Raw genomic sequence first — 15,249 nt, forward strand, 5'->3', positions numbered from 1 at the left:
ATATTTTATTTTAAAAATCATAAAATGATGAAAAGAACCTTACTTTTCGGCAGTATCTTCATCGGTATACTCTTAGGCAATCTCATCGGTATATACCTCTTACTATCCCGGAAAGATTACCGCATAGTCTCCCGCTATAATCACTTCCAGATCATCGAAAAAAATCAAAGGATGGGAATCATGAATCCTCAGGGAAATATCATATTCCCCCTCCTTTACGAAAAGATCGATTCCTTCCATTATGGAATAGCCCGGGTCACAAAAGACAAGAAAATCGGATATGTGGATACTACAGGAAAATGGAAAATTCCCCCAGTTTACGACGATTTGTATTTATTCAACAGCTTTGGTTCAGCTCTAGCTTTACAAAACGGGAAATACGGCTGGATTAATAAAAGGAATGAAACGGTTATCCCCTTCCTTTACAAAAATGTCCAATCGGACTTTAATCGGAACGGACAAACCATAGTAAGTAAAGACGGACAGAAATACGGCTGTATCAACCTAAGAAATGAAACGATTTTAGATTTTATTTACGACCGGATCGAACTTTTTGACATCTATATGCTGGGAGAAAAAGATTCTTCTCAGGGTTTATACGATCTTCAGGGAAAAATCCTCCTCCCTTTAACATACGAACGGATACAAAAAAGCGAAGGTCCGGTTATTCCCTTTAAACAAAACGGGAAATGGGGCATTTACAAAAGTATTACACAAGAAAAAGTATATCTGCCTTATGATTCTATCGGAAGTTATCAAGAAGGACTAGTCTGCGTTACTAAAGACGATAAGTTTGGCTACCTCGATCTTAGCGGAGAACCCGTAATTCCCTTAAAATTCAATTTTGCTACCGGCTTTCACCATCAACATGCAAATGTAAGCACGCACGGTTATAGGTTCTCCATCGATAAGGAAGGAAATCGTATTCCTCATCGCCCTATCAATTATTTTTTCGGAATTCTCATAAATAAACTTTAAAACAAAGCCTTATGTACACAAAATTTGCACAAATATTGAGTGAAAAAAATGATTATCAACTCATTCACATTTATCAGGATAAAGAAAATTACCAACCTTTATTTGTAGAGCAACTCCTCACAGAAATAGAAAAACGTCAATTGATGCCCGCATTGGAGTTTATTGAAGAACTCCCGCTAGTGACAGAAGAAGAACTGAAATATATGCAGGAACATCCCGACGAATATATTCCTTTTGTCCGGCCTTATATCGAAAAAGAGCTCAATAAACGAGAAAAAGCAAAGGAACTGCCCCTCACACCTTTTTCTTCTTCTCTTCCACAAACAGAGGACAAAGCAGAGGATGAAGCGGATTCAACCACCCGCTTCAAAGGATATTTTATCGATTTCATTTTATTTACCTTATTGGAATTCGGTATTCTTTCTTCTGTTGAACCCAAAGATGACGATATTACTTTGCTGTGTATCGTTACTATTTTTCTGTATTATTTCCTTTTTGAATGGTTCACTTTTGCAACCCCCGGTAAATGGATAACAGGCACAAAAGTGGTCAAAAAAGACGGCAGTAGACCTTCTTTCGGATATATTCTGGGCAGGACAGCCGCCCGCTTTATTCCTTTCGACGCCCTGTCTTTTCTTTTTTATGCCAACTGGCACGATAAAATCTCCGGCACAAAAGTAATAAAAGTACAAAAAAATACTACCCACGTTCAGTCCTAATAAATTATACCTTTTTAATCCGTAAAAAAATGAAAACGAATATCACCCTCGAGACACTGACAAAAGCAATAACCTGGTCGGTCCTGAGTTTCATATTTTTCCGCCTGGCTTTAGTAATCACCAACGCCTTTTTTCTCAGTTCTTCCGATAAAGACTTTATCTATCTTCATCGGACACTCTATCCGTTTTTTTCAATAGGAAACGGGCTATCCAGATTTTTAATTATGGTGTTCACCCTTGGTTGGTTCTTTCTGGCAGGTAAACAGCTTCAACATCTGCTCCTCCGAAAAAAACGCTATACACGTTTGACAATAGCTCTTTCTGTCTGTTTTCTTCTCTACTATTTTTATCTTTATTACAATTATAATTATTTCTCTGACTGGTATTATGCCCAGACAGCTCTGATAATAGGCTTGGTCGTTTCCTATTTTTTGTTTACCTCCTTGTTTCAGCTTTTTAAATCGTCCGGACCGGATAAGAAAGAGAAGGACACTTTGTATTCCCCCTTTCGTTTTAAAATAATGATCGGCCTCTGGATAATTTCCCAACTTCTGTCCTATTTAACTTATATAAGAGAAGATGACTATGCCTCACTCATTGAAAAACTGATTGTTTACGGCATACAGATCGCCGTCCTCTTTCTATTTCTATTCCTGCTTCAACAATATTCCCGAAAAGCTTCTCTGCTTTCTCCCGGTCATAGCCCCCAAGAAAATTCTGTTTTTTCTCAGAAATAAAGAAAACTTTTCAAATAGAAACATTATGAAGACACCTACAAAATCAGGATTACTTTTTATATTCCTGTTCGTTACAGATACAGCCATAATCATTCCGTTATCGCTTCTGGCCAATTATTATTCCATAAGTCTTTTATTCGGCTGTATACTGATTTATTTGATGATCGCCGCTATCGTTTTAAATTTTAAAATTTTAAAACTATGTCAAGAAAACACTCTTTTTTCTTCTCTTTCTGCTTTTCTTCTACCCCTCTTATTGCTCATTACCTCTTGTTTCTATAGCACGGATTTCCCTCGCTATACGATTTATCAGGAAAACGAAAAATTAGGTATGGAGCATTGGCCCACGGGTATTAAATATACGGAAGCCATTTACGACTCTATTTCAGAAGAAATCCAGGCAGTCTCCGGTGCTACTTATATGTACGACACTTACGAAGGCCGGGGACACATTCAATATTCTTCTAAGCCGGTCTTCCAAACAAAAATATCCGGGAAAACCGGCATCAGGAGTATAAGGGAGGAAATTTTACCTCCCATTTACGATTCCCTCCTCATTCGTTCTCTGCCCGTAAAAAATCCTTACAACCACACAGAAATCAGCTGCGATTTTCTCATCACTTATCTCAGGGGAAAATGTGACACCTTAAGTTTCGGGAATTGTCCTTATCCCATCTCTATCCCTTATCAAAAGTACGATACGACCCCTGTTGATTTATAAATAACCTTTTCATAAGTAATTCAAAAATCGTTTATCAACTTAAAATAAAACTCTGATGAAAGGCAAATATGGGATTTTGTCCTTACTTCCCTATCCGAACATTCCGCCCCCTTAGCCTGGAGAAAAGCCCTTATCCTTTTCCCATCCTCTACAAAAGCTTTAACTCCGTTCCCCGTATTATTACACACTAGGGACGTGCCCTTTTGTGTAATTTTTATTTTTATAGGAAAAATATCCTTTTACTTTTGTAAAATTACACAAAAGGGCACGTCCCTAATGTGTAACTTTTGCATGGCTAAACTGTTTTACAGCTATCATGAGAATAACAGAATTTAAAAATCAGATATTACCCCTGCGGGATAAGTTATTCCGATTGGCTCTGCGGATCACTCAAAACCCGGCAGAAGCAGAAGATATTGTTCAGGAAGTAATGCTAAGGAGGTGGAATTGCCGGGAAGAATGGACTAAAATTGAAAGTAAAGAAGCATATTGCTGTACAATGAACCGGAAGATAGTATTGTTCAAAATTTTATCAGACAAAGTTCCGCATTCCAGCTCCTGATAGCTGAAGGAGAGTATTCTCAAGCATTAATAAAAGACGAAAATAATTTTATAAAAGGAAATCAGGGGGATGAGTTATTAAACATAAAAGACAAAGGAAAAGTAATAAAAATATTTGCACTGGCTAAAACGCAGAAAGACATTAAACAACTATTTATCAGTATTTTACAAGAAAAAAAATAAGTAGCCATTTTTCCACAAGTCAAGGGAAATTTTTCCACCGATATGATACAACAACTGGGAAAAATTTCTCATCCGTAAAAATTATTTTCCCGGGGGATCGACTGAACAGGCTTACCCTCCTCCCCCCGGGCAATAGAATCAGCATCTCCTTTCAGTTGTGGATCAAAAGTTGAAAAATTTAATTTTCCACTTTGTATACCATTCCCTATCGAAAATTTAAAAGCTTTTTTTCTTTTTCTATTTTCCTATAAAAATAAAATGTCCTCTTCTGGAGCAGTTAAATAAAAATAGCTACAACTCTTTTTCCCATCCAAACGTAACATATACGTCATATTTCTGTAACATAGTTGGTTTAAATTCGACCATTCTTTTCATTTCCTTAAAGTTATTGGTCACTCATGAAAAAAAATGGAAAATACGACACAGAGATTTATATAGAAAGAGATATCAGTTGGATGTATTTCAATCAGCGTATCCTGCTCGAAGCTGAAAAGACATCTGTGCCTTTACTCGAGCGACTTAGTTTCTTAGGCATTTATTCCAATAATCTGGATGAATTTTTTCGGGTCAGGGTAGCCACCCTCAACCGGATTATCGAATACAAAGGAAAAGCTATCCAACAGGAAAAAGCAATAACCATCAATACATTTAAAACGATAAACCGCCTGAATATTTGTTATTCTACAGAATTTGAAAATACATTCCATATCATCGATGAATCCTTAAAGCAAAATAATATCTGGCTGTTAAACGAAAAAGAGCTGAATCCAGAACAAAAAAATTTCATTTGTCATCTTTATCACAACCGGCTCAACGGATCTACCACTCCGCTTTTTATTTCTACTTTTCAACAATTAGACGAACAACCGGATGATGCCATCTACCTGGCAGTATTATTGAATTCCAAAAAGAATCCAGCTTCTGCCCGCACAAAAATAACTTATGCTTTTATCGAATTACCGGTTAAAGAATATGGGCGTTTTCTACGTTTACCGGATGCAGACGGTAAAACCTGTCTTATTTTTCTCGACGATGCAGTACGTTTTTGCCTACCCTTTATCTTCGAAGGGACTCCCTTTTGCGGATTTGAAGCTTACACGTTTAAATTTACAAAAGACGCTGAAATGGAACTGGACACCGATCTGAGAAATAGTGTGATGCAAAAGATCGCTAAAGGGGTAAAGAGCCGTAAAAAAGGGGAACCGATCCGATTGGTATACGATGCCTGTATGCCGGCGAATATGTTGAAACACATCGCCCGGATGCTCAATATCGATAAATGGGATACCCAAGTAGCAGGAGGCCGGTATCACAACATGAAAGATCTGATGAAATTTCCGGATTGCAACCGTAGGGATTTGAAATATAAACCCTTATTGCCAATTTTTAAGCCCGAGTTTACCAGTAGCGATAGTCTGTTGGAAATCATCCGGCAGAAAGACCGTTTTTTACACTACCCTTACCATAGTTTTTCTTCTTTTTTAAGGGTACTGAGAGAAGCGGCTATCAGTCAGGACGTCACGACAATCAAAATGACGCTTTACCGGTTGGCAAAGGATTCAAAAGTAGTCCAAACCCTGATATCTGCTGCCCGAAACGGTAAAAAAGTAACCGTAGTAATTGAGTTGCTGGCCCGTTTTGACGAAGCCTCCAACATCAGTTGGTCCAAACAGATGCAAGATGCCGGTATACGGGTCATTTTCGGAGTAGAGGGGCTGAAAGTACATTCAAAATTACTCTTTATCGGAAGCAAAAAAGGAGATATTGCCTGTATCAGTACAGGTAATTTCCACGAAGGAAATGCCGCTCAATATACCGACGTCACTTTGTTTACCGACCGTAAAAAACTGGTACAAGAAGTAAACGCCGTATTCACTTTTATTGAAAAACCTTATGTTCCCGTACATTTCCGGGAACTACTCGTTTCCCCGAACGATATGCGAAAACAATTAATCCAGCGTATCAACCGTGAAATAAAAAATGCAAAAACGGGAAAAACAGCTTATATACTGGGAAAAGTAAATCATATCACTGATAAAATAATAATTGAAAAATTATACGAAGCTTCTACCGCCGGAGTCAAAATTGATTTACTTGTCCGCGGGAATTGTTCTGTTGTGACAGGTTTAGCAGGAATAAGTGAAAATATCCGGATAAATGGAATTATCGACCGCTATCTGGAACATTCCCGTATTTTCATTTTCGCCAACGGAGGACGTGAAACTTACATTTTAGGCTCAGCAGACTGGATGCCCCGCAATTTTGACAATCGCATTGAGGTTATGACACCCGTATACGATAAAAATATACAGGCAGAACTCAAAAGAATTGTCGAATACGGATTACGGGATACCTATCAGGGAAGAATAGTAGATGGAAGCGGCCGGAATCTGCCGTGGATTCTCTCTTCAGGAGAACCTTTGCGTTCACAGACCGCATTATACGAATACTATTCGGAACAAGCCGGTCCCCAGAATAAACAATGTCAATTTTAAAACAATATTCTTATGAGTAAAATAAACTACGCCGCTATCGACATCGGTTCAAATGCAGTACGTTTACTGATAAAAAGTATAGATCCCGAGGTTGAATCGCCAGCATTTAACAAAGAACAATTATTACGTGTTCCTTTACGCCTGGGAGAAGACACTTTTTCCAAAGGTGAGATATCGGAAAGAAAAGGCAAAAAATTACACCGCCTCATTAAAGCCTACCGCCAATTGATGAAAATATATGAGGTCAAAAACTACCGTGCCTGCGCCACTTCCGCCGTACGGGATGCCGCCAACGGAAAAGAACTGATCAAAAGTATTTCCCGGAAGACCGGTATCCGGATTGAAATTATCAACGGAGAGGAAGAAGCCCGCTTGATCTATGACAACCACATCGAAGAAATACTCGACAAAAATACCAATTATATTTATGTAGATGTAGGTGGAGGTAGTACAGAAATCAGTCTGATCAGCGAAGGGAAACTAAAAAATTCCCGTTCCTATAACATCGGGACAGTACGTCTTCTGGAAGGCACAGTGAAAAAAAATACAACTGCCCGGTTCCGCCGGGATCTGGCAAAGTTTGCCACACTTTATCCCGAACTCCGCATTATCGGCTCCGGAGGAAACATTAATAAATTATTCCGCTTGGCCGATATTTCCACTCCAAACAACATTGAATTACCTGTAGAAAAACTGAAAAAAATCAACGAAACCCTCAAATCGTTCAACACAGAAGAAAGGATACAAAAATTCAGTCTACGTCCTGACCGGGCAGATGTCATCACTCACGCTGCGGATATTTTTCTGGAAGTGGCTACTCACGCCGCTGCTAAAATGATCTTGGTTCCGACCATTGGATTGGTAGACGGCATCATTGACAACCTCTATGCCCAAGACATAAAACAAGAAGAAACCAATGAGGGAAATCTCCAAAAAACACCTGTTTCCTGATTCTCTCACTAAAGTTAGTTCCGATGTCAGAGCTTATCATATGCTTCGTTGATAATTAATAAACGGATTTTATCTGAACTAACCGGAGGCTGGTTTTCTCCAGCCTCCGGTCAGTTTTTGTTCATTTTAAAAGACGAGAATACTCGTGCCAGGATCTGCTTATTATTTGCTTTCCTAGGGAATGGCTACTGCAAAAAGAAGCAATCCCGAATCCCACACAGCTGTCCAGTTTTTACTTTTAAACTGATTATCGATTTGGATAAATTTTTCCAGATTTAAAAACACGTACATATAATCTGCCGGGTTTGTCACCCTTGTAATACCCCGTAATACAATTACTCCAGAGGGTAAATCTTTTCTATTTTCCAAGGTACTGAAGGCTGCACATAAATATTCTCCATTATTATCTCTTGATCCTCCGCCCACCAGATAGCTTTGGGTTGAAGAAAGATAAATATATTCCAAATGTGGAAGATTACTGAAGTCGATGTTTTTAACCCGTGTATTTTCCAGACCGATCTCTTTCAGATTGCCACAATTTCTGATCGTAATTCCCGGTCCATTCAGATCGCTTAACGAATAGGTCGGTTCTGCCTTTCCTATCCCTTCCGGAATAGAAATACTTTCATTTGCCCATTCCGCAACAGGTCCCTCTACCTTGTAATAGCCATTCGCTTCAGGAGTACTGGCAACAGTTAATCCAGACGGTCCTTTAAGGGTTTGCGGTTTATAAACAGACCGGCTCGTAGCAAAAATTTCCAGATTTTCACAATTCTCCAATGTCACTCTGGAATCCAGCGTTCCTACCAAATAAAGTTCTCTCAGATTATTATAACCCGTAAAATTAAATTCCTGACTTATAAACCCCTCTCCTCCTATAATCCGGATAGATTCCAAAGCTTTATTCAATAACTTTATATCGAAATTTTCAGCACCTACTCCATGGGTAAGGTCGAAGGCAGTCAAAGCCGTGCTCTCTGTAGGAATTTCTTGTCTCCAATCCAAAATTTCTGCAATAATAATCCTGTGTTTCTTGCTTTCAGCAAAAGTATGAGTGGCAGTGAATTTATATGCTGAGGATACATTCACAGGTAAATAGTAGTTGGTCGCCTCCTCAGCGTCCTGATCCCAAATGACCGCAATATTCTTGGTTGTTGTTAAAGTAAATTCCGGAGTAGTACCCGTATAGTCAAATTCAATTAATTTCAAATACTTATCATCCGGATCCCATTTTCCCAAAGTAGGCCCGTAAATATTCCGAATAAATTCCTTATCCCGAACAGATAATTCAGATTTGCAATCTTCTTTATATTCGATGAGTGGAATATTTTGAGCTATCATTTCATAGAAAGGCCACGTCATTACCGATTCCGCATCGTAGGAATTCGTTTTAGATATCAAAAAAGCATGATCCAGAAGCGGGTCCAATACCATTTTTTTCAGTTCTTCCCAAGTGATATAATCCCCCAATTCTTTCTTCCAATATTCGCGTATCTTTGTCTCGTCCACATTGCCATTTTCGTCGGTAATCCAACCCGGAGTGAAATTTGGATGACGGAATTCCAATTCCAAACCAAGTACCTGTCCGAATGCCCTTAGTACGTCGCTGCGCTTAATCTTATCGGAAACAGAGTGCCATTGTGCAAAATGAACCGTAGGTTCTTGCTGTTGTTCGTATAACTGTATATGATCGGTTCCCGTTATTGCCCAACTCGACATCATGCCCGAAACACAGTCGAAGCCGATACGAATCAAGGCATCCTCATTATCCTGAACAAAATAGAATTTGACGCCTGCAACCTTTTCCCATTCTTTTACAGTCCCCTTGACTAACTCCCGATAATATTCCGTACCATTAAGAAATTTAACGGTAAGACTTTCTTCCGCTATCGGTCTGTTCCAAGTCTTTAATACATTCGCCACACCACGCGTTTCCGGAGCCGGATTCTCCAACCGGGCCATCCCGTAAAAATGCGGAATCACAGCTGTATTTTCGCCATCTGGCTGTCCTGGTTTAAGTCCGTCGTCATTGCTGCAACTGCAAAGCAAGAACAACACTGTCGATAATAAGAACAATCTTTTCATAGCTATTTATTTAATAAATAATGAGAATTCCAGTTTGTACCCATATCTTTTTCTCCTATCCCTTTATTTTCCTTCTTTCTCTCTAAAGGAAAACAAAAAATGTTGTGTTATTTTAAAACAGGTTAAATATAACAAAATTAAATTATAATTCAAAATATTATATTAATTTATAAATATTTAATACTTATTTACAACTAAGAAAATAAAAGAGGATAAAATTTATCTTTTAAAAGGCAAGTAAAAACAAGAAAACATCTATTTTCTGACTTTTCAACGAAAGTATTTTTATCTGTCGAGGTAGTATTGAATACTTCGCTGATAAACGAAACAAAAGTTACGGATAAAAAGAATCGGAACCGAAAGTTCGTCTATCAGCGAAGTGTTATGTTTTTCTTAAAAAAGTATCTTTTCAGAAGTTGTTTTTTATTTCTTATTGAATTTCTTTCACTAAATATACCAATGAAGGAAAATGGTCGCTATAACCATTTTGAAAAGTTGACCCGGAAAAAGTCCGGAAAGGATAACCTTTATATTTTCCTTCTTTCTGAATCAAAAAATCCCGGTTAAAAATTTCCACTTTCCAGAACTTCAAAGTAGAATAATCTTTTCCCAATAATCCATAAGATAAAATTTGCTGATCGAAAAGATTCCATTGATCCTGATAACACAGAGAACCAATTCCTTTATCCCATAAAGCCCAAGTAGCATTATAAAGTCCGCCGGCTTCCACCTGGCTTTGTTTTTTACGGGCATTCAACACTTCCCGGCAACTTTTATCATCGGGATCGTCATTAAAATCCCCCATAATTACAATTTTCGCATTCGGATCGATCCGGTAAAGGGAATCTACAATATGCCGGGTAATAGTAGCCGCGTATTCCCGCAAAGGAGAAGACTTATCTCCCCAACGGGACGGCCAGTGATTTACAATGACATGAAAAGCCTCTCCGGCTAAAATTCCACTTACCAGTAACTGATCCCGGGTTTTAAAAGTAGAATCCGTAGGCAAACGATAAGGATAAACCCGGGAAGAAGTCAGACGAAATAATTTGGGATTATACAATAAAGCGACATCTATTCCCCGACGATCGGGTGAATCGTAATGTACAATTTCGTAACCGATTTTTGCTATTTCTCCGGTCTTCACCAAATCTTCGAGTACTCCCCGATTTTCTACTTCCCCTACGCCCAATACTGCCGGTCCGCCCGGACAATATTCCCGGGCTAAACGGGAAATCACCAAAGAAAGTTTAGCCAGTTTTTGCCGGTATTTCTCCGGCGTCCAGTTGTAAGCTCCCGTAGGAGTAAAATCCTCATCCGCTATTCCCTCATCGTCCTTGGTATCAAACAAATTTTCCAGATTATAAAACCCCACAGCATAGACACCTAACTTATGTTGGGCAAATAATGGAAGGGTGATAAACAACAATCCGATACAATACAGGTACTTTTTCATAAAATTTGTATTTCGGCTTAAAAGTCCCAAAGTTACAGACCGGTTACTTCCGTTTTTCTATCACTTCAGGACTTATCAACTTATTTTTTCAAAGGATCCGGAACAATCGGGCCATCTCCGCCACCTCCCTCCTGCGGATCCGCAGTAAGCTTGATATTATCTAAACGCAAACCCAAAGTATTCTGACCGGCAGATGCAAAAAATTCAATCGTAACGTTTTCTGCAATTGGAAGATTATCAATCTCTATGCTGTAAAATTTACCATTGTCTCCATTGGCATTCGATACCGGAATACTGGGCACGTCCAAAGCTGTTCCATTACATTTTACCGTCATCGCATTCAGATCCATAGCTTCCCCGGCGCTGTACAAATTAGCTGCCACTTCATAACTCAACACAATCCTCTGATGTCCCGTCGTATTAATTCCGCTTATCGTCAGATAAGCATCTTTATTGGCCGGGAACCAAACATGGGCTCCATTCCCTCCCGACATACTCCGGATATCGGCATTTCCGGAAGCATCACTATAAGTTATAGGACTCTTCATATCAAAATCCGTAAAATCAGCAATTTTAGGTCTGTTTCCCGACGGATAATATCCCTCTCCAAAGGTCTCCATAAAAATCACGGTTTCTTCTCCTACCGGAGGCTGTTGTCCTTCTCCTTCAAAAGAACCGATATCGTCTCTTGTGCGCACCGTCAACTGCCAGGAATCATTAAAGCGACCTAAAATTCCGGTTATCGTACCGGTTCCTTCCGGAAGTTTATCGGAAGCAAAATCTGCATAATTACTGGTACGTACGTCTATCGCATTTCCCTGAGCATCTTTTAAGACTTGGGTTCCGTATCCCGTAGTAGGAGCAAAGGTGCCTTTTCCTCCGTTTGTGAAAGAAACCCCATTTAATTGGACTAAAGTGTAAGTCAACCGCTCGACATGCTCGTTCAGTTTACTGATATCATTGGCTTGCACCGGCACTAATTTCGTCTCATCGGGCCAACCATTTAAAAATACATGAGCAACAAAATCCTCCCAGGGAGTCCGATAAAGATAAGCCCCCGGATAGCCCAATTGCAACTGTCCTCCATAAGCAGATACACACATTCCCTTTAAATCCACAAACACTTCCTGCCCTACCCGGTAAGTCGTATATACACTATTCTGGTCTACACTGATGGGAATTCCCCCCGTACTATCCTGAACAAAAATTTGCTTAAAAATATTTCCGGACTCATCGTTAGCGCTAACGATGGCTTTCACGACCAACTCCTCTTCAATCGTAATCGGATTATCCTGAGTGGCAGCCGCATAGTCTTTCTTTAAAGCGGCAATGGTTATATTGGCATCTGCTCCTTCGTATTTAGGTTCATTTAACGGAGGCATATCATAATCCCTCTCACAGGCCACTATAGCCAGCGTCAGCAGAAACAAATAAAGAATTCTCTGTAAAGTTTTCATATGAATATTTTTTAATAAATTACTGAATAATAAAACGGCCTGATTTTAAAATTTATAACTCACATTCAGGAAGCAATTGATACCCTGCATATAATAATATTTGGACCCGAAGCGGTTCGGGTAGGTAATATCCATGCGTCCCTGTTCATATCCTCCGGTCCGTATATTTTCTTTATTCAAAAGATTATTGACCGACAAGTTGAAATTAATAGAACTTCTACCCGGCAAATAAAATATTTTGCCAATAGATAAATCGATCGTATAACTGTCGTCAAAACGTTCCTGATCCACCAAAGAGCGATATGCTTCCATTGTTTCCGGGACCGTCGGATCCACATTATCGTAATTGGAAGCCAACCGGCGCAAAGGAGCCACCTCTATATAATTCCGGGCAAAACCGTTTATATTAGCTCCCAAGAACCAATATTTGATAAAATAACGTAAGCCGAAAGTACCGGCAAATTGGGGTGTTCCCCCTACATAAAAGTTCCTTAAATACACTTTTTCTTCCCGGTTGTCAATCTTCCCGTTTTCCGAATTAATAGTCCCCATGGGATTATTGTTATAATAATATTCCGATAAGGTTCCTGCTAAATCGAAGCTCCAGTGATTATTGAGTTTATAAGTAAGTCCGACTTCCATTCCCCGATGAATCCGGTTGATCCCTGTCACTACATGATTAATGAAGGTTCCGGAAATGCCATCGTAGTAACTGATCCGGTCCATCTGATCGTAGAAATTGGTCTGAAATACCCCTACACGCCCATTCAAAGAAGGTAATGAAAATACATAATTCAGGTCGGCAGAAAAATAACTTCCGCTTTTCAGGTTCTTTACGGTTTTATCCGTTATACGGGGAGACACATAAGAATTATTCGGCAGAGGAGCTTCTGTGGCATAACTGATATTTCCCGTAATAAAATGCCTTCCATTGATCTTATAGGTCAGTCCTCCCTTCAATGCAATATCCGTAAAGGAATGGGAAGCGCCCTTACCATAAGAAGTCGTCGGATAACGTCCGTTTCTCATCTTTCCATCCCGTTGGAAATAAGTATAAGTCAGTTTAAATCCGTAATAGTAATCGAGCTTGCGCGTACTGTACTGGTTTAACACCCAAGCATTAGCCGAATAAATATTCAGATCGAAATTATAACCGAACTTATCTCCTTTCAGCGCCTTCCGGTCGGGATGATTTAAATTATTCTGAAGCTTTTCCGGATCTCCGGAAAAATCCTGTTCTGCAAATTTATCAATATCCAACACATAATGAGCCCCCAATAAATCGTCTACAGTCTTAAACTGCCGGGAAGTCGTCGCTCTCAACCCTATACCGGCAAACAATTTCATATTGCCTTTCATCACAGCATTCAAAGTCGAGTTAAAGGAAGTTTCGTACAAATCACTCCTTCTCTCCTCCACCATATAAATAGCAGATCCATTTCCCTGGGTTATATTCAATTCATTGGCCCGGTATAATTTATCCCAGTTGATTTGGGTAAAGGTCCGGTTTTTACTCCTCCACAAAGCCGCATATTGTTCCTGGATAACCGTATCTTCAAAATAAGAAGGCAAATAACGGTAATAATCGGGTCTCGGGTCGGGACCGTTATACCAGTTTAAGGCCGTATTGCCATATCTTCCGTAGTGAAAAGCGATGCCGGAAGTAAGACTGGTATTCTCATTGATTTTCCAAACATGGGACAAAATCACCGTAGGATCGAAGGCCTTTACAACTTTGGCATTCCTCCGTTTGCCATTCTGGTATCCCCAATTAGGATTATAGAGATTATTTCCGGTCAGATCATACACTTCCTGGTAGGAAGCTCCCTGTTGTCCTCTCTCCACCGGTGAACCGAAAGTCGTCAGCGACAAACTGTGACGTCCTTCCTTCCATTGTTTCTCCACCGATAAGGCATAAGAAAAGTTCCGGTAATAGGTACCTTCAATATTCCCTCTGTCCGAATAACGTCCGCCGACAGAAACAGTAAAAGCCCAGCCTTTATCAGTCAATCCCGTAGAATAAGTTGCCATTCCCCTCAGATAATAGTTTCGGTTGGTATAAGAAAGGGTTACCTTCGTACCCGAAGCATTGTTTCCAGCCCGCATATTTATATTTTCAGCTCCTCCGATCGAACCAAAGGTAAAAGCGGAAGGACGGTTGTAATTTGTAACATCCCCATTGCGGGTCATATCATTCAAAGCGCCGATAGCGGCATAATTGAATACTCCTCTCAGCTGGTCGTTAAAACTAACCCCGTTTATATATTTTTGCTCATAATAGCTATCGTATCCTCTTACCCGGAAACGTGCAGGTGACAGTTGATAAGCAGCTCTGTTCAAATAAACATCGTTGGACAAGATGACGGTAGAGCTGATCTCCTGCGAAGAACTCTCAGCATCGTCGTCTGTCAATACTTCATCGATAACGCCTACTAACGACATATCTTCAACGGCGTTTAAATCCACCACCTGAACATCATTCAGAACAGTAGGCATTCCTGCTAAAATATCCACAGGGATTTCCTGCGGACGAATACTAGCAGCATTCAGGGAAAGAGTGTCTTTCCCCACAGCTACTTTCTGAAAAGAAAACAGCCCTTTGGAATCGGTTCTGGTCTGCCGATCCTGCCCTCTTAAGGTTACAATAACCCCCGCTACCGGCTTTCCTGTCACCGAACTGATCACATTTCCCTTTACTTCTGCCGGCTGTTGGGCATAAACGAAAAAAGGGAAAAGGAATACTATAAAAAATAGTAGTTTTTGCTTCATACTCCTCGTATTTTCAAATTTGTTTTGGATAGACTCCGAAAAACATGTATGTATGCTTTTAATTCCGCACGCCAAAGCTTCTCTCTTAAAAATTCTAGTCAAGAAAACAAGCCTCCCGAATACCTCAACTAAACATT

At 39.7% G+C, this 15,249-nt stretch carries 12 protein-coding genes; 8 read left to right on the forward strand and 4 right to left on the reverse strand.

Annotated elements, in window-relative coordinates; all coding sequences use genetic code 11:
- Positions 1-24: 24 nt before the first annotated feature.
- The 8 genes from HMPREF9449_RS06035 to HMPREF9449_RS06065 all read left to right on the forward strand — a co-directional run bounded on the left by HMPREF9449_RS06035 (position 25) and on the right by HMPREF9449_RS06065 (position 7,345).
- Positions 25-978, forward strand: a complete 954-nt coding sequence (locus tag HMPREF9449_RS06035; RefSeq protein ID WP_009136357.1) for a WG repeat-containing protein — start codon at positions 25-27, stop codon at positions 976-978.
- Between the two features lie 11 nt (positions 979-989).
- Positions 990-1,697 (forward strand): RDD family protein, encoded by a 708-nt coding sequence (locus HMPREF9449_RS15850; RefSeq protein WP_009136358.1) that lies wholly within the window; start codon positions 990-992, stop codon positions 1,695-1,697.
- A gap of 29 nt (positions 1,698-1,726) precedes the next feature.
- Positions 1,727-2,434 carry a hypothetical protein gene (locus HMPREF9449_RS06045; RefSeq protein ID WP_009136359.1) on the forward strand — a complete coding sequence of 236 codons (708 nt, stop codon included), beginning with the start codon at positions 1,727-1,729 and terminating at the stop codon, positions 2,432-2,434.
- Positions 2,435-2,459: 25 nt separating this feature from the next.
- On the forward strand, positions 2,460-3,155 hold the full coding sequence (locus tag HMPREF9449_RS06050) for a hypothetical protein (protein WP_009136360.1): 696 nt from the start codon (positions 2,460-2,462) through the stop codon (positions 3,153-3,155).
- Between the two features lie 316 nt (positions 3,156-3,471).
- Positions 3,472-3,717, forward strand: coding sequence for a sigma factor (locus HMPREF9449_RS16200; protein ID WP_071987182.1), 246 nt, complete (start codon positions 3,472-3,474; stop codon positions 3,715-3,717).
- Positions 3,645-3,899, forward strand: coding sequence for a DUF4252 domain-containing protein (locus HMPREF9449_RS06055; protein ID WP_009136361.1), 255 nt, complete (start codon positions 3,645-3,647; stop codon positions 3,897-3,899). The genes HMPREF9449_RS16200 and HMPREF9449_RS06055 overlap by 73 nt, the downstream gene beginning before the upstream one ends.
- A 398-nt stretch (positions 3,900-4,297) precedes the next feature.
- Positions 4,298-6,394, forward strand: coding sequence for an RNA degradosome polyphosphate kinase (locus HMPREF9449_RS06060; protein WP_009136362.1), 2,097 nt, complete (start codon positions 4,298-4,300; stop codon positions 6,392-6,394).
- A 12-nt stretch (positions 6,395-6,406) separates the two neighbouring features.
- Positions 6,407-7,345 carry a Ppx/GppA phosphatase family protein gene (locus HMPREF9449_RS06065; RefSeq protein ID WP_009136363.1) on the forward strand — a complete coding sequence of 313 codons (939 nt, stop codon included), beginning with the start codon at positions 6,407-6,409 and terminating at the stop codon, positions 7,343-7,345.
- Between the two features lie 174 nt (positions 7,346-7,519).
- Here the strand turns inward: HMPREF9449_RS06065 and HMPREF9449_RS06070 are convergent, their stop codons facing one another.
- The 4 genes from HMPREF9449_RS06070 to HMPREF9449_RS06085 all read right to left on the reverse strand — a co-directional run bounded on the left by HMPREF9449_RS06070 (position 7,520) and on the right by HMPREF9449_RS06085 (position 15,112).
- Positions 7,520-9,430, reverse strand: a complete 1,911-nt coding sequence (locus HMPREF9449_RS06070) for a zinc metalloprotease (RefSeq protein WP_009136364.1) — start codon at positions 9,428-9,430, stop codon at positions 7,520-7,522.
- 430 nt (positions 9,431-9,860) lie between these two features.
- On the reverse strand, positions 9,861-10,886 hold the full coding sequence (locus HMPREF9449_RS06075) for an endonuclease/exonuclease/phosphatase family protein (protein WP_040611238.1): 1,026 nt from the start codon (positions 10,884-10,886) through the stop codon (positions 9,861-9,863).
- Positions 10,887-10,966: 80 nt separating this feature from the next.
- On the reverse strand, positions 10,967-12,343 hold the full coding sequence (locus HMPREF9449_RS06080) for a DUF5689 domain-containing protein (RefSeq protein WP_009136366.1): 1,377 nt from the start codon (positions 12,341-12,343) through the stop codon (positions 10,967-10,969).
- Between the two features lie 45 nt (positions 12,344-12,388).
- The gene (locus HMPREF9449_RS06085; RefSeq protein ID WP_009136367.1) at positions 12,389-15,112 is read right to left on the reverse strand and encodes a TonB-dependent receptor; all 2,724 of its coding nucleotides are present in this window, start codon (positions 15,110-15,112) and stop codon (positions 12,389-12,391) included.
- Positions 15,113-15,249 lie beyond the last annotated feature (137 nt).

The sequence above is a fragment of the Odoribacter laneus YIT 12061 genome (genome assembly GCF_000243215.1).
GTDB lineage: Bacteria > Bacteroidota > Bacteroidia > Bacteroidales > Marinifilaceae > Culturomica > Culturomica lanea.

Bases quoted from the DNA above. Each gene is read 5' to 3' on its own strand.
- HMPREF9449_RS06035 (WP_009136357.1), top strand. From the start codon at position 25: ATGATGAAAAGAACCTTACTTTTCGGCAGTATCTTCATCGGTATACTC.
- HMPREF9449_RS06080 (WP_009136366.1), bottom strand. From the start codon at position 12,343: ATGAAAACTTTACAGAGAATTCTTTATTTGTTTCTGCTGACGCTGGCT.
- HMPREF9449_RS06050 (WP_009136360.1), top strand. From the start codon at position 2,460: ATGAAGACACCTACAAAATCAGGATTACTTTTTATATTCCTGTTCGTT.
- HMPREF9449_RS15850 (WP_009136358.1), top strand. From the start codon at position 990: ATGTACACAAAATTTGCACAAATATTGAGTGAAAAAAATGATTATCAA.
- HMPREF9449_RS06085 (WP_009136367.1), bottom strand. From the start codon at position 15,112: ATGAAGCAAAAACTACTATTTTTTATAGTATTCCTTTTCCCTTTTTTC.
- HMPREF9449_RS06075 (WP_040611238.1), bottom strand. From the start codon at position 10,886: ATGAAAAAGTACCTGTATTGTATCGGATTGTTGTTTATCACCCTTCCA.
- HMPREF9449_RS06060 (WP_009136362.1), top strand. From the start codon at position 4,298: ATGAAAAAAAATGGAAAATACGACACAGAGATTTATATAGAAAGAGAT.
- HMPREF9449_RS16200 (WP_071987182.1), top strand. From the start codon at position 3,472: ATGAGAATAACAGAATTTAAAAATCAGATATTACCCCTGCGGGATAAG.
- HMPREF9449_RS06065 (WP_009136363.1), top strand. From the start codon at position 6,407: ATGAGTAAAATAAACTACGCCGCTATCGACATCGGTTCAAATGCAGTA.
- HMPREF9449_RS06045 (WP_009136359.1), top strand. From the start codon at position 1,727: ATGAAAACGAATATCACCCTCGAGACACTGACAAAAGCAATAACCTGG.
- HMPREF9449_RS06070 (WP_009136364.1), bottom strand. From the start codon at position 9,430: ATGAAAAGATTGTTCTTATTATCGACAGTGTTGTTCTTGCTTTGCAGT.